The 17758-nt window shown below is 32.8% G+C and carries 21 protein-coding genes, 1 tRNA gene and 1 other annotated feature; of the genes, 7 read left to right on the plus strand and 15 right to left on the minus strand.

What is annotated here, in order from left to right:
• Positions 1 to 8: 8 nt before the first annotated feature.
• Positions 9 to 959, minus strand: coding sequence for a ribose-phosphate diphosphokinase (locus BIV18_RS03600; RefSeq protein ID WP_075659338.1), 951 nt, complete (start codon positions 957 to 959; stop codon positions 9 to 11).
• A 12-nt stretch (positions 960 to 971) separates the two neighbouring features.
• The gene (glmU, locus tag BIV18_RS03605; RefSeq protein WP_075659339.1) at positions 972 to 2351 is read right to left on the minus strand and encodes a bifunctional UDP-N-acetylglucosamine diphosphorylase/glucosamine-1-phosphate N-acetyltransferase GlmU; all 1380 of its coding nucleotides are present in this window, start codon (positions 2349 to 2351) and stop codon (positions 972 to 974) included.
• 397 nt (positions 2352 to 2748) lie between these two features.
• On the opposite strand from glmU, the gene cysK reads away from it, so the two are divergent.
• Genes cysK through BIV18_RS03630 form a run of 4 tightly spaced genes read left to right on the plus strand, consistent with a single transcriptional unit; the run spans position 2749 to position 5345 of the window.
• The gene (gene cysK / locus BIV18_RS03615) at positions 2749 to 3639 is read left to right on the plus strand and encodes a cysteine synthase A (protein WP_075659341.1); all 891 of its coding nucleotides are present in this window, start codon (positions 2749 to 2751) and stop codon (positions 3637 to 3639) included.
• A complete protein-coding gene (gene epsC / locus BIV18_RS03620) occupies positions 3632 to 4192 on the plus strand; it encodes a serine O-acetyltransferase EpsC (protein WP_075659342.1) in 561 nt (186 codons plus the stop codon). The genes cysK and epsC overlap by 8 nt, the downstream gene beginning before the upstream one ends.
• 10 nt (positions 4193 to 4202) lie before the next feature.
• Positions 4203 to 5033 (plus strand): deoxyribonuclease IV, encoded by an 831-nt coding sequence (locus BIV18_RS03625; RefSeq protein ID WP_075659343.1) that lies wholly within the window; start codon positions 4203 to 4205, stop codon positions 5031 to 5033.
• 36 nt (positions 5034 to 5069) lie between these two features.
• Positions 5070 to 5345, plus strand: a complete 276-nt coding sequence (locus BIV18_RS03630) for a substrate-binding domain-containing protein (RefSeq protein WP_268875184.1) — start codon at positions 5070 to 5072, stop codon at positions 5343 to 5345.
• Positions 5346 to 5416: 71 nt separating this feature from the next.
• Here the strand turns inward: BIV18_RS03630 and rplL are convergent, their stop codons facing one another.
• The 8 genes from rplL to BIV18_RS10755 form a co-directional block, all read right to left on the minus strand.
• Positions 5417 to 5800 (minus strand): 50S ribosomal protein L7/L12, encoded by a 384-nt coding sequence (gene rplL / locus BIV18_RS03635; RefSeq protein WP_075659345.1) that lies wholly within the window; start codon positions 5798 to 5800, stop codon positions 5417 to 5419.
• A gap of 43 nt (positions 5801 to 5843) precedes the next feature.
• Positions 5844 to 6380, minus strand: coding sequence for a 50S ribosomal protein L10 (gene rplJ, locus BIV18_RS03640; RefSeq protein WP_075659346.1), 537 nt, complete (start codon positions 6378 to 6380; stop codon positions 5844 to 5846).
• 8 nt (positions 6381 to 6388) lie between these two features.
• Positions 6389 to 6510: a sequence feature (ribosomal protein L10 leader region), on the minus strand.
• A 97-nt stretch (positions 6511 to 6607) separates the two neighbouring features.
• Entirely contained in the window at positions 6608 to 7309 is a 702-nt protein-coding gene (rplA, locus tag BIV18_RS03645) for a 50S ribosomal protein L1 (RefSeq protein WP_075659347.1), read from the minus strand.
• 39 nt (positions 7310 to 7348) lie between these two features.
• Positions 7349 to 7774: a 50S ribosomal protein L11 gene (rplK, locus tag BIV18_RS03650; protein ID WP_075659348.1), complete on the minus strand. Its 426-nt coding sequence runs from the start codon at positions 7772 to 7774 to the stop codon at positions 7349 to 7351.
• Positions 7775 to 7821: 47 nt separating this feature from the next.
• Entirely contained in the window at positions 7822 to 8364 is a 543-nt protein-coding gene (gene nusG, locus BIV18_RS03655; RefSeq protein ID WP_075659349.1) for a transcription termination/antitermination protein NusG, read from the minus strand.
• Positions 8365 to 8378: 14 nt separating this feature from the next.
• On the minus strand, positions 8379 to 8594 hold the full coding sequence (gene secE / locus BIV18_RS03660; protein WP_075659350.1) for a preprotein translocase subunit SecE: 216 nt from the start codon (positions 8592 to 8594) through the stop codon (positions 8379 to 8381).
• A 9-nt stretch (positions 8595 to 8603) separates the two neighbouring features.
• Positions 8604 to 8753 (minus strand): 50S ribosomal protein L33, encoded by a 150-nt coding sequence (rpmG, locus tag BIV18_RS03665; protein ID WP_075659351.1) that lies wholly within the window; start codon positions 8751 to 8753, stop codon positions 8604 to 8606.
• A gap of 221 nt (positions 8754 to 8974) precedes the next feature.
• Positions 8975 to 9247: a hypothetical protein gene (locus BIV18_RS10755; RefSeq protein ID WP_075659352.1), complete on the minus strand. Its 273-nt coding sequence runs from the start codon at positions 9245 to 9247 to the stop codon at positions 8975 to 8977.
• Between the two features lie 168 nt (positions 9248 to 9415).
• On the opposite strand from BIV18_RS10755, the gene BIV18_RS03675 reads away from it, so the two are divergent.
• Positions 9416 to 9489, plus strand: a tRNA-Cys gene (locus BIV18_RS03675).
• A gap of 109 nt (positions 9490 to 9598) precedes the next feature.
• Here BIV18_RS03675 and BIV18_RS03680 read toward each other — a convergent pair.
• From BIV18_RS03680 to ftsE, 4 genes are read right to left on the minus strand one after another with little or no spacing between them, the layout of a single operon-like run.
• On the minus strand, positions 9599 to 10771 hold the full coding sequence (locus BIV18_RS03680) for a S41 family peptidase (RefSeq protein WP_075659353.1): 1173 nt from the start codon (positions 10769 to 10771) through the stop codon (positions 9599 to 9601).
• On the minus strand, positions 10771 to 12003 hold the full coding sequence (locus tag BIV18_RS03685; RefSeq protein ID WP_075659354.1) for a murein hydrolase activator EnvC family protein: 1233 nt from the start codon (positions 12001 to 12003) through the stop codon (positions 10771 to 10773). The genes BIV18_RS03680 and BIV18_RS03685 overlap by 1 nt, the downstream gene beginning before the upstream one ends.
• Positions 12004 to 12015: 12 nt before the next feature.
• Positions 12016 to 12918: a permease-like cell division protein FtsX gene (gene ftsX, locus BIV18_RS03690; RefSeq protein ID WP_075659355.1), complete on the minus strand. Its 903-nt coding sequence runs from the start codon at positions 12916 to 12918 to the stop codon at positions 12016 to 12018.
• Positions 12893 to 13591: a cell division ATP-binding protein FtsE gene (gene ftsE / locus BIV18_RS03695; protein ID WP_075659356.1), complete on the minus strand. Its 699-nt coding sequence runs from the start codon at positions 13589 to 13591 to the stop codon at positions 12893 to 12895. Before ftsE ends, ftsX begins: the two co-directional genes overlap by 26 nt.
• Positions 13592 to 13804: 213 nt before the next feature.
• Between ftsE and BIV18_RS03700 the strand changes: the two genes are divergently transcribed.
• Positions 13805 to 14989, plus strand: coding sequence for a coenzyme F420-0:L-glutamate ligase (locus tag BIV18_RS03700; protein ID WP_075659357.1), 1185 nt, complete (start codon positions 13805 to 13807; stop codon positions 14987 to 14989).
• Between the two features lie 221 nt (positions 14990 to 15210).
• On the opposite strand, the gene BIV18_RS03705 is transcribed toward BIV18_RS03700, so the two are convergent.
• A complete protein-coding gene (locus BIV18_RS03705) occupies positions 15211 to 16476 on the minus strand; it encodes a Glu/Leu/Phe/Val family dehydrogenase (RefSeq protein WP_075659358.1) in 1266 nt (421 codons plus the stop codon).
• Between the two features lie 396 nt (positions 16477 to 16872).
• Between BIV18_RS03705 and BIV18_RS03710 the strand changes: the two genes are divergently transcribed.
• Positions 16873 to 17757, plus strand: a complete 885-nt coding sequence (locus tag BIV18_RS03710) for a YitT family protein (RefSeq protein WP_075659359.1) — start codon at positions 16873 to 16875, stop codon at positions 17755 to 17757.
• Position 17758: the final 1 nt, after the last annotated feature.

Genomic DNA, 17758 nt, shown 5'->3' on the forward strand with positions numbered 1-17758 from the left:
AAATCACCCTATTCAAACATTTCACTAACTGATGTTGAAGTGTTAATTCTCCTAATTGCTGATGCAAAAATTGGAGCAACAGACACAACATCAATTTTGTCAATTTTCTTTTCTTCTGGAATTTCAATTGTATCAGTGATTACAAATTTTTCAAGAGATGAATTTTTAATCCTTTCAATTGCAGGACCAGATAATACGCCGTGAGTTGCAGCACCGTAAACATACTTTGCTCCTCTTGATTTTAATGCATCAGCTGCCTTAGTAATAGTTCCTGCAGTATCTGCTATATCGTCTACTAAAATAACAGATTTTCCATCAACATCGCCGATGATGTTCATAACTTCGGATACATTTGCCTTTGGTCTTCTCTTTTCTATAATTGCAATTGGAAGATTTAATTCATTTGCAAATTTTCTAGTTCTAGTAACTCCACCTAAATCTGGAGAAACGACAACAAAATCATCTTCTTTTACAATATCTTTAAAATATCTTGCAAGATAAGGAATTGCTGTCAAGTGGTCAACAGGAATATCAAAGTAACCTTGGATTTGTCCTGCGTGAAGGTCCATTGCAACAACTCTATCTGCTCCAGCCTTAGTCAATAGATCTGCAACAAGTTTTGACGTAATAGGTTCTCTCGCCTTAGTCTTTCTATCTTGTCTTGCATAACCATAATAAGGAATAACTGCATTAATTCTTCCAGCAGATGCTCTCTTTAATGCATCAATTAAAATTAAAAGTTCCATTAAATTAGTATTAACTGGTGAAGAAGTAGATTGTATAACAAAAATATCCTTACCCCTTACAGAAATACCAATATCAATAGAAATTTCTCCATCAGAAAAAGTTGAAACAGTGCAAGCACCCTTTTCAATTCCCAAGTTTTCACAAATTTTATCTACAAGACTCAAATTAGAATTGCCTGTAAATACTACAATATCTCCATTAACAGTACTCATTATTATGTCCTCCTATTTGACAAATCCCTTTCTTTTAACCCATCCATCTATATTTCTTTGAGTTGCCCTCTCTAGTGAAAGCTGACCCTTCAAAACATCTTTAGTTATTGTTGAACCCGCAGCAATATAGGCATTGTCTTCCACAACTATTGGCGCAACTAAATTAGAATTAGAACCTATAAAGGCATTGTCACCAACCTTTGTTCTAAACTTTTCCCTTCCATTGTAATTTACAAAAACAACACCACAACCAATATTTACACCACTGCCAATATCAGCATCACCTATATAAGCAAGGTGACTCATCTTAGAACCATTCCCAATATTTGAATTTTTAACTTCAACAAAATTTCCAATTTTACAAATTTCTCCAACCCTAGAATTTGGCCTAAGGTGAGCGTAAGGACCTACAGTAGTTCCTCTTCCAATAGTTGAATCCTCAATTTCAGAAGATCTAATAATTACATCTTCGCCAATTTCAGAATTTTTTATTGTAGAAGAATAAATTTCTACCCCTTCCCTTATTACAGAATATCTGTCAATATGAGTTCCAGGATAAATCATCACATCTCTTTCAATTTCTGCACCCCATTCAATATATGTAGACTTAGGATCAACTATCCCAACGCCCTTTAACATATATTCCTTGTTTATTTTTTCTTGCAGAATTTCCGTAGCAATGGAAAGTTCATATCTCGAGTTTACCCCAAGAATTTCTCTAGTATCCCTTAACTTAAAGGAATCAACCTTTCTGCCATCTTCTACTAAAATTTCAAGAGTCTTTGTAATATACATTTCATTTGCCGCATTATTTGTATCGATTTTTGAAAGAGCAAATTTAAGAGACGCACCTTTAAAGGCAAAAATTCCCGAATTAATTTCACGAATTAACTTTTGCTTTTCATTTGCATCCTTTTCTTCTACTATCGCAACAACATTTACATTTTCATCTCTTACGATTCTTCCATAATTTTTAGGATCCTTCATGTCTGCCGACAAAACTGTAACATCATTATTTCTCTCTTCATGGAATTTCAAAAAACAAGAAATAGTTGAACTAGAAATTATGGGAGTATCACCATTTAAAATAATAACTGTATCTTCGTCTTCTATTTTATCAAGAGCATTTAACACAGCAAAACCTGTTCCATAGGGTACATTATCGCCAATGGGTTGCTCAATAAATTCTACATCTTTATCTTCTTTAAAAGCGTCACATACCTTTTCCTTATTGTGTCCAACAACTATAAGATTCTTTTCTATTTGCGAATTCTTACAAGAATTTAGAACATAAAAAAGCATGGGTCTTCCAAGAATTTCATGAAGTACCTTTGGCTCTTTGGACTTCATTCTCGTTCCCTCTCCCGCTGCCAGGATTACTGAAACTTTCATAAAACACCTCTTTTTATTTACTTATTACATTATAACTAAGTTGTCCTATTATATTCAAGAAAATTCGAGAATTTATTTAATTTTAAAAATTTTTAGCATAAATATAAATTTAAAATCACATTTTACGTGAATCACTTTAAAATTAAAAAATTTTTCAGCTTGACAAAATAAATTTTTAATAGTATAGTTAACGCATATTGATGAGGCGATAAAAATGAAAAACTTTAAAAATTTTAAAAATTTCAAAAGCCAAACATTCTGTTGTTGTTCTATAAAAAATTTTATAGGACTTATTTGAATGTGAATCAATATATTAAAATTTTTAATTTTTAAGAAGATTTTGAGAGTATATGAATTCATGTACTCTCTTTTTTTATTTGTTTTTTAGGAGGAAAAAATGACAAAATTATTAGAAACAATTGGTAAATCAAAATTAGTACAGTTAGAAAAAATTGGCGATGGCAAAATTTTTGTCAAAATAGAAAAATCTAACCCTGCAGGTTCAATTAAAGATAGAGCTGCTCTTTATATGATAAAAGGAGCAATTAAAGATGGATCCTTAAAAGAAGGAATGGAAATAGTTGAGCCAACTAGCGGCAACACTGGAATTGCCCTTGCAATGATAGGACGAGCACTTGGCTACAAAGTAAATATTGTAATGCCTTCTTCCATGTCCATAGAAAGAAGAAAATTAATTGAAGCTTTTGGTGCAAACTTAATTTTAACTGGAGAAGGAGCGATGCAAGCAGCCGTTGATAAAGCAAAGGAACTAGTCGCAACAGGAAATTATTTTATGCCAAACCAATTTGAAAACAAATACAATGCCCTTGCTCACGAAGAAACTACTGGTCCTGAAATTTATAGTGAACTAAAAGAAATCAATGGCTTCGTAGCAGGAATTGGAACTGGCGGAACTGTAACTGGCGTTGGAAGATTTTTAAAATCAAAGGATGAATCTATAAAAATATGGGGACTTGAACCAGAAGAATCTCCAATGATTACAAAGGGAGAATCTGGCGGACACAAAATTCAAGGTATTGGGGCAAACTTTATTCCAAAAGTTTTAGACCAAAAAATCCTCGACAAAACTATTAGAGTAAAATCAGAAGAAGCAATTGAAATGGCAAAGAGGCTTTCCCGTGACGAGGGACTTTTAGTAGGTATATCTTCTGGAGCAAATGTCGTTGGTGCATTAAAAATGCAAAAAGAAATTGGCGGCAACATTGTAACCGTTGCACCTGACACCGCAGAAAGATATATGTCTACAGACTTATTTAAAAATGAATAACTTTTTTAAAGAATTAAAATCTTATGGTGAATTTATTTTAAAGAAAGACCCAGCCTGTAAAAGTTTATTTGAAGCAATATTTATGTATCCCATTGTCCCCGCAATGATCACCCACAGGATTGCTCATTATTTTTACGAAAAAAATCATACCACTCTAGCTAGATGGCTTTCACAAAAGGCAAGGAAAAAAACTGGAATCGAAATTCATCCCGGCGCAAAAATTGGCAAAAATCTCTTCATTGACCATGGCATGGCTGTGGTCATAGGAGAAACTGCAGAAATTGGCGACAACTGTCATATGTATCACAATATAACTCTTGGCGGAACAGGAAATGAAAAAGAAAAAAAGAGACATCCCACAGTCGGCAACAATGTTATAATAGGAACAGGTGCAACTGTCCTTGGACCAGTTGTCATTGGCGACGGTGCAAAGATCGGCGCAGGTGCCCTTGTTTTAGATAGCATCCCGCCGAACTCAACCGCAGTTGGAGTACCCGCCAAAGTTGTAAAATACCACGATCCCAGTGAAATAAATTTCACTAATTTTATTTAAGAGAGGTAATATGTTTAAAATAGGTCCCCATCTTTCCACATCAAAGGGTTATGCAAGCATGGGAGAAATAGCACTTTCAATTTCTGCCAACACTTTTCAATTTTTTTCACGAAACCCTAGAGGTTCCAAGATGAAAAAATTAGACAAAAATGACATAGATAAATTGATGACTATTGCAGGAGAAAATAATTTTGGTCCCCTGCTTGCCCATGCACCCTACACATTAAATCCATGTTCATCTAAAGAATCTGTGCGAGAATTTGCAAACCTAGTTTTAGCAGAAGATTTAGAAAGGCTAAAATATTTTAAAAACACTTATTACAATTTTCATCCCGGTTCGCACACTGGAATGGGAATTGAAAAAGCAATAGAAATAATTTCTGCACAGCTTAATTTTGTACTGAGAGAAGACCAAGAGACCATAGTCTTGCTAGAAACTATGTCTGGAAAGGGCACAGAAGTTGGTTCAAAATTTGAAGAAATCGCAAAAATAATCGAAGGAGTACATCTAAAAGAAAAAGTTGGAGTTTGTATGGACACTTGTCATATTCACGAAGCAGGTTACGACATAGTAAACAATTTAGATGACGTCCTCGATGAATTTGATAAAACAATTGGACTAGACAAACTCTATGCAATTCACTTAAACGATAGCAAAAACCAAAGATTTGCTCACAAAGATAGACATGAAAAAATTGGAGAAGGAAAAATTGGTCTTGAAGCAATAAAAAGAATAATAAATCATGAAAAGCTAAGAGATCTACCCTTCTATCTCGAAACACCAACAGATGTAGAAGGTCATAAAAGAGAAATAACACTTTTAAAATCCCTTAGAGAATAAATTTCATAGAATAAGAAACATGAAAATATTGATGCTATTTTAACAGCAAATGATTTGCAAGCTATGGGAGTTCTACGTGCTGCAAAAGATTGCGAATATGAAATTCCTGATGAACTAAAAATTCTAAGCCTTACTGGTTATTCAATGGGAGATCTTTTAGAAACACGAATATCTTCAATGGAAATGCCTCTTGAAGATATAGCAAATAAATCTCTTGAACTATTAATAAATAAAATCAAATGTAAATCTGATTATACTCAAGTTGAACACATAACTTTTAATACCTCATTAAATATTAGAGAAACTACTTGATGATAAATATTTAATTAATTTTTTGCATAAAAAAACTGCCACTAAGGCAGTTTTTATGATTAAAATTTAAATTACTTAACTTCTACAGTTGCTCCAACTTCTTCAAGTTTAGCTTTGATTTCTTCAGCTTCATCTTTTGAAACGCCTTCTTTAACAGCTTTAGGAGCTCCGTCAACTACAGCTTTTGCTTCTTTAAGTCCAAGTCCAGTAATATCTTTAACAACTTTGATTACTTTAACTTTTTCTTGTCCTGCTTCAGTAATTACTACATCAAATTCAGTTTTTTCTTCTTCTGCTGCTGGTGCTGCTCCGCCTGCTACTGGTGCTGCTACTACTGCTGCTGGTGCTGCTGCTGAAACTCCGAATTCTTCTTCAAGAGCTTTAACTACTTCTGATAGTTCTAATACTGTAAGTCCTTTAACTTCTTCAATTAATTTTTCTACTTTTTCTGACATTTTATTCCTCCGTAATTTTATTGTTTTAATTTTCTTTGCATAATTATGCTGCTTCATTTTCTTTCTTATCAGCTATTTGAGCAATAACTCTTGCAAATCCTGATAATGTTCCATTCAATACATTAGCAAATCCTTGGATTGGAGCATTCAAGCCGCCAAGTACTTGTGCAACAAGAACTTCCTTAGATGGTAATTTAGCAAGGGCATCAACTTCAGTTAAAGATAATACCTTTCCATCAACATAACCTGCTTTAATTTCTAATGCATTATGACTTTCTGCAAACTCTGATGAAATTTTTGCTGCAGATGCTGGATCTTCCATTCCGAAAGCTACAGCACTTGGTCCCTTTAAATATTCTTCAAGACCTTCAATGCCTAATTCTTCAAAAGCACGTCTCATCATTGTGTTTTTATAAACTTTATAGTCAACATTTGCTTCTCTGAATTTACTTCTAAGTTCAGTTGCTTCTTCAACTGTTAAGCCTCTATAATTTACAAGTACAATTGATTGTGCTCCTTGAATTCTTTCTTTAATTTCATCAACAAGGGCTTGTTTTGATTGTAATTTTTCTTCTTTCAATTTGTCACCCCCCAAATAAAAAAATCTCACGCCGCCGTGAGATGTGAAAATCAAATAAATCCGAATTTCAAACCTCGGTAGGACTTATGGCAATGCCACCTACTGTCTGCGGCTTAATAACATTAATATTATATACAGTCCTATCTAGTTTGTCAACATTTTCTTTTGATTTTTTAATTAAAATATGACCACAGATTTCTTTAAAAAGTCTGCGGTCAAAGGTGTTTTTATTTTTCCATTAATCTTGATCCGTTGATTTTAATTCCAGGACCCATTGTCGATGCAACTGTTACTGATTTTAAATAGCGACCCTTTGCAGCTGCCGGTTTTGCTTTTATAATGGCATCTGCAATTGTCTTAAAGTTTTCAGCAAGTTTTTCAACTCCAAAAGAAACTTTTCCAATTGGAACATTAATAATTGCAGCTTTGTCTACTCTATATTCAACTTTACCTGCTTTAGTTTCTTTTACGGCTTGTCCTACATCAAATGTAACTGTACCTGATTTTGGGTTTGGCATAAGTCCCTTAGGTCCAAGAACTCTACCGATTTTACCAACTACGCCCATCATGTCCGGTGTTGCAATAATTACGTCAAAGTCAAACCAGTTTTCATTTTGAATTTTTTCTACTAATTCTTCTCCACCTGCGTAGTCAGCCCCTGCTGCTTCAGCTTCTTTAATTTTTTCTCCCTTTGCAAGAACAAGTACTTTAATTTCTTTACCAGTTCCATTTGGAAGTACTACGGTACCTCTAACTTGTTGGTCAGCATGTCTTGGATCAACGCCAAGTCTTACTGCAAGTTCAACTGTTTCGTCAAAGTTTGCCTTAGCAGTTTTTGTAACTAAGTCAAGAGCTTCATTTACATCATATAAATTTGATCTATCTACTAGCTTTGCGCTATCTTGATATTTTTTACCTCTTTTTGGCATATTTACCTCCTTCGTGGTACTTGCGGCTTAGCCTCCCACTTATCTTTCTACTTCTATACCCATACTTCTAGCTGTGCCTGCGATCATTTCCATAGCAGCTTCTACACTTGCTGCGTTAAGATCTGGCATCTTTGTTTTAGCTATTTCTTCTACTTGAGACTTTGTCAATTTTCCAACTTTTTTCTTGTTAGGTTCACCACTTGCTTTAGCCATATTAAGAGCTTTCTTAATAAGAACTGCTGCTGGCGGAGTCTTTGTGATAAAAGTGAAAGAACGATCTTGATAAACTGTTAGAACAACAGGAATAATCATACCTGCTTGATCTTGAGTCTTTGCGTTAAATTCCTTTGTGAACTGCATGATGTTTACACCATGTGGTCCTAGTGCAGTACCAACTGGTGGAGCTGGTGTAGCTTTTCCTGCAGGAATTTGTAATTTTACTAATGCTATGACTTTTTTTGCCATTTTATTTCCTCCTTGTGGTAATGCGGGTTTACCCTCCCACACATTTCTTACTCTTTAATAATTTGATTGAAATCCAATTCAACGATTGTATCTCTTCCAAACATTGAGATACATACCTTAACTTTAGCTTTGTCGTAATTAAAGTCGTCAATTTTCCCCACCAAATTTTGGAAAGGTCCATTAATAACTTTTACAACTTCTCCAACTTCGTAGTTGTCGAATAACTCTTTGCTATCTGTAACTCCAAGTAGTAACACTTCTTCATCGGAAAGTGGCACAGGTTTTGAAGCTGGCCCAACGAAACCGGTAACTCCCCTTGTATTTCTAACAAGGTACCATGTTTCGTCATTCATAATCATGTTGACAAGGACATAGGAGGGAAACATCTTTCTTTCCTTTGCCTTTGATACGCCATCTTTATTTTCAACATATTCTTCCATAGGAATTCTAATATCGAAGATAAGATCCTCCATACCTCGATTGTGAACCATTGCTTCCATGTTTGCCTTTACTTTTTTTTCATAACCTGAATAAGTGTGTATCACATACCATTTTGAAGCTTCATTACTATTAAGTTCTTGTGTATCCAACTATAACACTCCAATCAATAAATAAAACCAAATAAAAACATTATGATTTTATCATATGCTAATAATAGTAATGAAGACAAAATAACTGCTATAATTACTATTATAGAATATTTGATTACAGTATCCTTAGTAGGCCATACAACTTTCTTGAATTCAGATTTCACACCTCTAAAGTATCTACCTAGACCGCCTTTTTTCTCTTCAGTCTTAGGTGTCGTTTTAGTAGCCATAAATCCTCCTTACTTAGTTTCTTTGTGAGTTGTATGTTCTCTACAAAATTTACAATACTTCTTTAGTTCCAATCTTTCAGTAGTGTTTTTCTTGTTTTTATATGTCACATAATTTCTGTTTTTACATTGTGTGCATTCAAGTACTACTCTATCTGCCATAAAAACACCTCCAGTGCTAAAAAAAAGAGCCGCCCTTGGCTCCTTCTAATTTACTAAGTAATACTACCATATAATAGCCTTTTTGTAAAGCTTTTAGTGATAAATTTTCTCTATTTTTTCTTAACTGTAAAGACCTATGTTACACTTTTTGTACTTTGATACAATTACTTCAAAAGCTTTATCTGCTTATTAAGATTTAATAAAGCTTTTTGAAGATTATATTATTTTATTATTTCATTTGGACTCTTGAAATTCAGTACATATTTTGCTGTGCTATTATATTTTATTTCATGTTCTTTTATTTCTTTTTTTAATTGTTTTTCGCTGGTAAATACTTCTCTTCCATATATTATTTTTTCATCTGTATTTTTTAACTGTCTATATACAAATTGACGATTAGTATGATATCTTCTTGCGGCTTTAGTAACGCCATGTTTAAGTGCATATTCACATAATATTTGACGAAATCTCATTTCTTCTGTTCTTATTGACATAGAGAGGACTTCTTTCGATACTTTTTATTCTTATTTATATTGTATCAAAAGTACCTCTCTATTTTTTTATTTCTGTAACATATGTCTTATCACATTACAAAAATATATAAATAATTATTGTAAATAACTTGTAATTTTTTGCAATCTTTGCTATACTATTGTTGTTATGGCGACATAGCCAAGTGGTAAGGCACGGGTCTGCAACACCCTTATCACCGGTTCAAATCCGGTTGTCGCCTCCAAAGCAGTCTACTGATCTTATTAGTGGTCAGTAGATTTTTTTATCAAAAAGAAAAAGCTTAGCTTTTGAAATCCTTAATTAAGATTTCTTAAAGTTAAGCTTTTTCTTTTTTACTTATTTTCCTCCAAAACCTCAATTGCCTTTTGAAGTTGTGTATCTGTATCCTTATAGTCTATGCCTATTCCTTTAATGTTTTCTGGCAAATCTACTTCTATATCTGGTTTTATTCCCTTTTTATTTATGGATTTGCCACTTGGTGTAAAATATTCTGATGTCGTTAATTTTAGTCCATCACCTTCTGGAAGTGCAATAACATTTTGCACGACACCCTTTCCGTAAGTTTTCTTTCCAATAATTTTTGCACGATCAAGATCTCTTATTGCTCCTGCCAAAATTTCTGATGCAGATGCTGAGCCTTCATTTACAAGTACGACCATTTTTATGTCATTGTACTTGTCGTCTAATTTATAATCGTCAATTATTTCGCCCTTGTTATTTTTTAATGTTACAAAACTTGTTTTAGGTAGAATTGCATCGCCTATTTCAACTGCTGCATCTACAACTCCTCCTGGATTTCCTCTCATGTCTAAAATTATTCCCTTGACACCTTCTCTTGTAAGTTCGTTTAAAGCCTTGAGGAAGTCCTTCCCTGTTTCTTCATCAAACATTGTTATTCCAATGTAGCCAAAATTTCCGATTTTATTTTTTATTATAGAGTCGATTTTAATCTCATCTCTTTTTATTTCAACTTCTTCTGTCTTTAAGTTTTTCTTTTTAAGAAGTAGAATTTTTACTTTTGTCCCCTTTTCTCCACGCATTTCCTTTGATGCTTCGTCAATTTTTTCTGCACTAAAATCCTTTCCATTAATTTTTAAGATTTTATCTCCTGACTGTACACCAGCTCTGTCTGCAGGTGAGCCTTTTATTGGCGAAATTACAGTTACACTTCCATCTTCGTCAGGTGAAATTAAAACTCCAATACCTTGGAATTTGCCAGTCGTAGTTTCAGATAATTTTTCCATCTCATCTTTTGTCAAATATTGTGAATAGGGATCGCCCAATCCTGCAACTAGACCTTTTAATAGACCTGATTCTAGATTTTCATCTTTAATATCTTTATTGTAAAGATAATTTTCTCTCAAGTATTTTTCTAATACTATTACTTTTCCAAAATTTTCATTGGAACTTACAACTTGTCTTATTGTTAGTATTCTAGTAACAAAAGCAGTTGTAATTACCAATAATACAACTGCTATAATTTTTAAAAATTTTTTCTTTTTCATTAAACATAACCTAATGGATTTACAGTAGCTCCATTTACTCTCACTTCGAAATGCAAATGCGGTCCTGTTGAAAGACCTGTTGTGCCAACAAAGGAAACTACATCTCCAGCATTTACAGCATCACCAACAGACACATTTATTGCTGAACAGTGAGCATAAACTGTAACAGTTTCGCCATGGTCAATCATTACTACATTTCCATAACCGCTCATCGCTTTTGCCATAATTACTGTGCCAGACTTTGCGGCAACTATTGGAGTTCCACTTGGTGCTGGTATATCGATGCCAGAGTGGAATTTTGTATATCCAAGGATTGGATGCACTCTATACCCATAAGGAGACGAAATAGAATAGTGTCCCGGAACTGGCCATGTATAACTTTGCCCATTTCTTGGCGCAGAAGACACAGAAATATCTGAATGAACTCTTGCTTCACTTGCCCTTTTTGCTCTTTCTTTTGCGGCTTCTTCAGCTTTTTTTTGAATAGCAATTTCTTTTTGAAGTCTCAATATTTCTAAATCCAAACTTTCCCAATTTGATTGAGCTTCTTCAAATTCAGCCTTATATAAATCTAAGTTTGACTCCAATACTTTCATATATTCATTTTTTGCATCTACTGCAGCTTGGTATGATTGTCTTTCATTTTCTACTGCTTCCTTATTTGCCGAAACTTTTGCTCTGTCAATTTTAAGTCTTTCTTCAGTATCTTTTATTGTGTCAATTTGTTCTTGTATAAATTCAATTAATTCTCTATCAGCCTTTGCAATAGATGAGATAATTTCGTTATTTCTAAGTAGTTCTTCTATATCTTTAGAGTTTAATATAACTTCAACATAATTTATATTGCCTCTCTTATACATTTCTCTAAGTCTAAGTCTAAGAATATCTGTGTTTTCAGCTAAATTTGCCTGAGCTTCTTCTAATTTAGCTTGATTTTCTTTTATGTCCTTGTTTAAATCTGAAATTTCCTTTTCTAAAGCTGAAATTTTAGAAGAAGTAACTTGAATTTTTTGATCTAAATTTTCAATTTCACTAGTTACTGACTTTTTTTCAGTTTGAGTATTTGAAATATTAGATTTTTGTTCCTTCATCTTATTATTTAATTGTATTTGCTCTTGCTTTTTTTTATCTCTTTCAATAGTTAAGCTTTTTGAACTCTTTGCAATAGTGCCTGTGGGCATGGCCATAGTGGCTATAAGACACATTGCAAGAATTTTTTTCTTACTATCCATTTCTATAATCACCTACACATCCAAAAATTTCTTAGTTGAAAATAAACTTCCAAAAAATCCTATTCCAACGCCAATGCATACAAATATTATATATAAATCCACTCTAATGGACAAGGCAGATATCATATCTACATTTATAATGTCGCAAATCTGAGGATTTAATCTATCAAATAAAATTTCATAAAGCTTTAAAGTTATAAATCCTGCTATAAGTGCCCCCATAATTCCAAAAATTATTCCATTAATCAAAAAAGGCCCTCTAATATAAGTGTTTGTAGCACCAAGATATTTCATAATGCTAATTTCTTTTCTTCTATTGGAAATCGCAATTCTAATAGTGTTGTGAATAATTAATACAGACACTAGCACTAGAATTAAAACAATGCCGGCTCCAACATATTTAACACCATTTTGTACCTTCATCATTTGAGTTACAAAGTCATAATAATAATTGCAGTCTTCAACTATTGGAAGGCTCTTATACTTATCTTCAACTTCCTTGCCATAGGATAACTCTTTCATTTCTACAGTTATTGAAGCAGGTAGAGGATTTCCTCCAGGAATATTTTCTAAAATTTTAGATTTTTCTCCAAAGTCTTCTTTAAATTCTTTTAAAGCTTCCTCTCTTGAAACATAGGAAACTTTTTTTACCTTTTTGTTGTTGTGAAGTTCATCAATAAAAGCATTTACGTCGATGGGACTTGCATCGTCCTTTAGGAAAAATACAACCTTATCTAACTTTTCTCCAGTTTGATAGACCATTCCATTCAAATTTAAAATCATTAGCATCACCACGCCAAAAAGTGTAAGCATGGCAGCAATGGAAATAATTGAAGTAAAGGACATAGTTCTATTTCTCCAGATACCTGAAAAAGATTCTTTAACAATATTAAAGAACTGTCGTATTATTTTCATAATAACCCCCCTCTTTAACATCAGAAACTATTTCTCCATTATCTAAAGTTACAACTCTTTTGTTAAATTTATTTACGATGTTAACTGCGTGAGTTGCCATAATAACAGTTTTACCATCATCGTTAATGTTTTTTAGTGCCTGCATAATATCCCATGCTGTGCTTTCATCAAGATTTCCCGTAGGTTCATCGCATACAAGATAGGGTGCTTTGTTTACTATGGCTCTCGCAATGGAAACTCTCTGTGATTCTCCTCCTGATAACTCAGACGGATAGTCCTTCTTCCTATCCCCTAAATTTACAAGATCAAGTGCATAATCAACTTTTTCATTTATTTTTCTTTTTGACTCCCCTAAAATTTCTAGGGCAAATGCTACATTTTCATATACAGTCTTTTTTTCCAATAATCTGTAATCTTGAAAGACAACAGAAATATTTCTTCTAAGTTTGGGTATCATATATTTAGATAATTTTGTTATTTCATTTTCAGCAATGTAAATTTTTCCACCACTAACTTTTTCTTCTCGAATAAGAAGTTTAATCATAGTTGATTTTCCAGCTCCTGATGGACCAACTAAAAACACGAAGTCACCACGAGGTATCTCTATATTTACATTTGAAAGTGCTATAACACCATTGTCATATTTCTTAAATACATTTTCAAATTTAATCATATCTAAACCTTTCTATCATCTTTAACATTATATTACAAAGTGGTTACAAATGTACAGTGAATTTATTAAAATTCTCTATTTTTTCAAATTTTCTGAATATTTTTAAAATAAAATAAAAAATTTTAAAAAATATTTTACATTTTGAAGGACTTCGTGTATAATTTTGAAGTAAAAAAGTAATTTATTCAAATGTAGTTTAATGTAGGAGGAATTATGCAAAGATACATTGGAACAGTAGTACGTGGAATCCGTACACCGATTGTAAAAAGTGGAGACAATTTAGTAGATATTGTCGTTGATTCCCTAGGAAAGGCTCTTGAATCAGAAAATATTTCCATGAGAGATAGAGATGTGGTAGCAGTTACTGAATCTTTAGTTGCAAGAGCTCAAAACAATTATGTTACTGTGGATGACATAGCAGAAGATATTAATAAAAAATATACTGGAGAAATTGGAATAGTTTTTCCTATTTTAAGTCGTAACAGATTTTCAACTATCTTAAGAGGAATCGCAAAATCAGGAAAGAAAATCCATTTTCTATTCTCCTACCCTTCTGATGAAGTTGGAAACTCATTAATGGATCCAAACCTTCTTTATGAAGCTAAGATCAATCCTTTCACAGATGTTTTAGAAGAAAAAGATTATAGAAGAATTTTTGGAGAAGTTGTTAAACACGAATTCACAGGAATTGACTATGTGAGCCTTTACAAAGAAATTTGTGATGGTAATTGTGAAATTCACTTCTCAAATGATCCTAAAACAATTTTAAATTATACAGACGAAATTCTTGTTGGATCAACTCACACAAGATTTAGCATCAAAAGAATCTTAAAAGACCAAGGAGCAAAAATTGTTCTAGGGCTTGACGATATTTTGACTGAATCTATTGATGGAAGTGGTTACAACCAAGAGTTTGGACTTCTTGGATCAAACTTTGCCTCTGAAACGAAATTAAAATTATTCCCAAGAGATGGCGAAAAATTTGTAAATGATGTTCAAAAAAAATTAATAGACAAGTATCACAAAGATATCGAAGTAATGATTTATGGCGACGGTGCTTTCAAAGATCCAGTTGGAAAAATTTGGGAACTTGCTGACCCAGTAGTTTCACCTGCTCACACTAAGGGACTTACTGGCACACCAAGTGAACTTAAAATAAAATATATTGCAGACACTGACCTTAAAGACATGGACTCTGAACACGCAACTGCTGCAATGAAAGAGAAAATTTCTCACAAAAATAAAGATCTAGTTGGAACTAATGAAACTCTTGGAACTACTCCAAGAATAATTACTGACTTACTTGGAAGTCTTTGCGACTTAACAAGTGGTTCAGGTGACAAAGGAACTCCAGTAATCTTAATTCAAGGCTACTTCGACAACTTTGCAACAGAATAAAAACTCAAGGGGCTTCGGCTCCTTTTTTTTTACTATTTTTTTATTTAGTTTCCCTTAATATTAAGTTTATTATTTATAAAATTTTGATAATCTAAAAATTGCATTATATAGCATTCACTTTTTATGCAAAAAATTCAAATAAACTAGCCTTTCAATGTTTATCTATATATAAAAAACCGCAACAAAAGTTGCGGCTTTTGTAATTTATTTAATTGTGTAGATTAATACCATCCTCTAAGTTTCATAGCTTTGTCGATAGATTGAATAGCGTACATGTAAACTCCTTCTCTAGGAACTACATCATATTCATCACAAACACCGAATACGCCTTTGATAGCTTTCATCATGTCAGCTTCTTGTTTCTCTTCAACTTCAGCTTCAGTCCAATACATTCCGTATTGGTTTTGAACCCATTCATAATAAGAAACAAGAACTCCACCAGAGTTAGTTAAAATATCTGGAGTTAGAGGAATTCCTCTTTCCATAAGAACTTTATCTCCTTCTGGAGTAGTAGGACCATTAGCAGCTTCACAAACTAATTTAACATTAAGTTTTTGAGCTACATCGCCAGTAATTACATTTTCAAGAGCAGCTGGAATTAAGATATCCCATTCGCCAGTCCAGAAATCATCAGAAGAAATTTGTTTTGCGTCTGGATAACCAATTAATGTGTGATGTTCGTTCTTATATTCAATAAGTTTTTTGAAATCTAGTCCATTTTCATTGTATAGAGCGTAGTTTCCTTCTTTTTTGTCCCATTCAGCTAGAGCGTAAACTTTTCCGCCTTGTCTTTCAATATTTTTAACTGTGAAAGATCCAACATTACCAAAGCCTTGAACTGCTATTTTAGCATGTTTGAAATCAATTCCTTCACGTTTAGCAGCTTCTCTAGTTACTACAGCAACACCAAAACCTGTTGCTTCGTTTCTTCCTTCAGATCCACCAAGTCCAACTGGCTTGCCTGTGAAAGTTCCTATATCTTGTCTGTCTCCGTTTAATTTGATGTATTCATCAATAAACCAAGACATAACTTGTCCATTAGTGTTAACGTCTGGTGCTGGAATATCAATTCTTTCACCAAGATATTTATAAAGTCCTCTTACCCAACCTCTTGAAAGTTGTTCTAATTCTCTATCAGATAATTCAGATGGATCTACACAAATTCCACCTTTTCCTCCACCATATGGAAGACCAAGTGCTCCACCTTTGAAAGTCATCCAAAGAGAAAGAGCTTTAACTTCATCAAGGTTTACATTTGGATGGAATCTAACTCCACCTTTTGCTGGACCAACTGCCGTTGAGTGAGCTGATCTCCAACCTTTAAAAGTTTTAACTGAACCATCATCCATTTTTACTGGAATAGAAATTTCAATAACTCTTTCAGGTTCTTTTAGAATTTCATAAACTGCTGGGTCGCAACCTAACTTGTCGCATGCAGCCTTAACTTTTTGTTGAGCTGCTACTAACGGATTTAAAGTATCTGTCATTTTTTTAACACTCTCCTTATGTATAATCATGGTAACCATTTCTTACAGTCTTAATTATATCAAATAGAAATATTAAGTTCAAGAAGTGGGGTTAAGTTTAACTATTTGTTTGGATTTGTACTTTTAGTTTTATGAATTATTTTTTTTTCGTAAAAAATAATCTAAATTGTAAACAATAGTAAATGTTTTTTTTTATTTTTTTATTTGATTATTTTTTTTTTGCATAACTTTCTTAAATATAATAAGATATTTTTGTCTGTAATCATTTTCACTAGTTCAAAAAGTATAAAATATAAATTTCAAAATCCTACTATAATCTGAATTTATAAAATTTTATTTTATTTTTAGCTTAATTTTCTCTTTGATATAGTGTATTATACCTTAAGAGGTGTTTTTATGAACTCAAGCATAATAAGTCTTAAAAAATGGATTTTTTCAAAAACTTTTGGTAGGAAACTTCTATCAGTCATAGTATGCAATATAATTCTTGCTTTTTCCGTAGTTTACATAATAAAACCAAATTTACTAATATCTGGAGGTCTAACAGGTACAAGTATATTGATTTCAAATGTTACAGGGCTAAGTCTTCCAATGTTAATATTTTTGCTAAATATACCTACTTCAATATTAAGCATGTTTTTCTTGGATAGAGACTTTACATTTTTCTCTACACTTTCAATTTTGTTGCTATCTATATTTGCATCCTTTTACCAAAAAATCGCTCCAGGGTTTTATTTAACTAAGGAGCCTATACTCGCTTGTGTCTTTGGCGGCATTTTAAACGGAGCTGGCATGGGTATTGCCTTCAGAAATGGAGCTTCAACTGGCGGTCTTGATATTGTCGCTGCAATTTTAAAGAAAAAATTTAACATCACTATTGGAAATGTCCTTATGGGAATTAATTTTATAATAGTTAGTTCCTTAGGTTATTTCTTTACCTTTGACAAAGTGCTCTTCACTTTGATTTTAATGTTTATAAATTACAATGTTGTAGATAAAATTCAACTTGGCGTTGGAAAACAAAAACAAATCTTCATAATTTCTGAAAAAAATGAAGATATTGCAAAAGAAATTCACAAAGAAATACATAGAGGATCAACTTTTATCAATGGTATAACTTCTTACAAGAAAAAGAATGTCTACATCTTATATGTTGTTTGCTCCTCGAGACAACTTGTGAGGGTTCGTCAAATTATTAAAGAACATGATCCCGAAGCCTTTGTTTCAGTTTCCGACACATCAGAAATTTTAGGCAATGGCTTTAAAGAACTTTCGATTTAAA

Origin of the sequence: Peptoniphilus grossensis (genome assembly GCF_001940285.1) — a bacterium.
GTDB lineage: Bacteria > Bacillota > Clostridia > Tissierellales > Peptoniphilaceae > Peptoniphilus_A > Peptoniphilus_A faecalis.

Bases quoted from the DNA above. Each gene is read 5' to 3' on its own strand.
- BIV18_RS03600 (WP_075659338.1), bottom strand. From the start codon at position 959: ATGAGTACTGTTAATGGAGATATTGTAGTATTTACAGGCAATTCTAAT.
- glmU (WP_075659339.1), bottom strand. From the start codon at position 2,351: ATGAAAGTTTCAGTAATCCTGGCAGCGGGAGAGGGAACGAGAATGAAG.
- cysK (WP_075659341.1), top strand. From the start codon at position 2,749: ATGACAAAATTATTAGAAACAATTGGTAAATCAAAATTAGTACAGTTA.
- epsC (WP_075659342.1), top strand. From the start codon at position 3,632: ATGAATAACTTTTTTAAAGAATTAAAATCTTATGGTGAATTTATTTTA.
- BIV18_RS03625 (WP_075659343.1), top strand. From the start codon at position 4,203: ATGTTTAAAATAGGTCCCCATCTTTCCACATCAAAGGGTTATGCAAGC.
- rplL (WP_075659345.1), bottom strand. From the start codon at position 5,800: ATGTCAGAAAAAGTAGAAAAATTAATTGAAGAAGTTAAAGGACTTACA.
- rplA (WP_075659347.1), bottom strand. From the start codon at position 7,309: ATGCCAAAAAGAGGTAAAAAATATCAAGATAGCGCAAAGCTAGTAGAT.
- rplK (WP_075659348.1), bottom strand. From the start codon at position 7,774: ATGGCAAAAAAAGTCATAGCATTAGTAAAATTACAAATTCCTGCAGGA.
- secE (WP_075659350.1), bottom strand. From the start codon at position 8,594: ATGGCTACTAAAACGACACCTAAGACTGAAGAGAAAAAAGGCGGTCTA.
- rpmG (WP_075659351.1), bottom strand. From the start codon at position 8,753: ATGGCAGATAGAGTAGTACTTGAATGCACACAATGTAAAAACAGAAAT.
- BIV18_RS10755 (WP_075659352.1), bottom strand. From the start codon at position 9,247: ATGTCAATAAGAACAGAAGAAATGAGATTTCGTCAAATATTATGTGAA.
- BIV18_RS03680 (WP_075659353.1), bottom strand. From the start codon at position 10,771: ATGAAAAAGAAAAAATTTTTAAAAATTATAGCAGTTGTATTATTGGTA.
- BIV18_RS03685 (WP_075659354.1), bottom strand. From the start codon at position 12,003: ATGGATAGTAAGAAAAAAATTCTTGCAATGTGTCTTATAGCCACTATG.
- ftsX (WP_075659355.1), bottom strand. From the start codon at position 12,918: ATGAAAATAATACGACAGTTCTTTAATATTGTTAAAGAATCTTTTTCA.
- ftsE (WP_075659356.1), bottom strand. From the start codon at position 13,591: ATGATTAAATTTGAAAATGTATTTAAGAAATATGACAATGGTGTTATA.
- BIV18_RS03700 (WP_075659357.1), top strand. From the start codon at position 13,805: ATGCAAAGATACATTGGAACAGTAGTACGTGGAATCCGTACACCGATT.
- BIV18_RS03705 (WP_075659358.1), bottom strand. From the start codon at position 16,476: ATGACAGATACTTTAAATCCGTTAGTAGCAGCTCAACAAAAAGTTAAG.
- BIV18_RS03710 (WP_075659359.1), top strand. From the start codon at position 16,873: ATGAACTCAAGCATAATAAGTCTTAAAAAATGGATTTTTTCAAAAACT.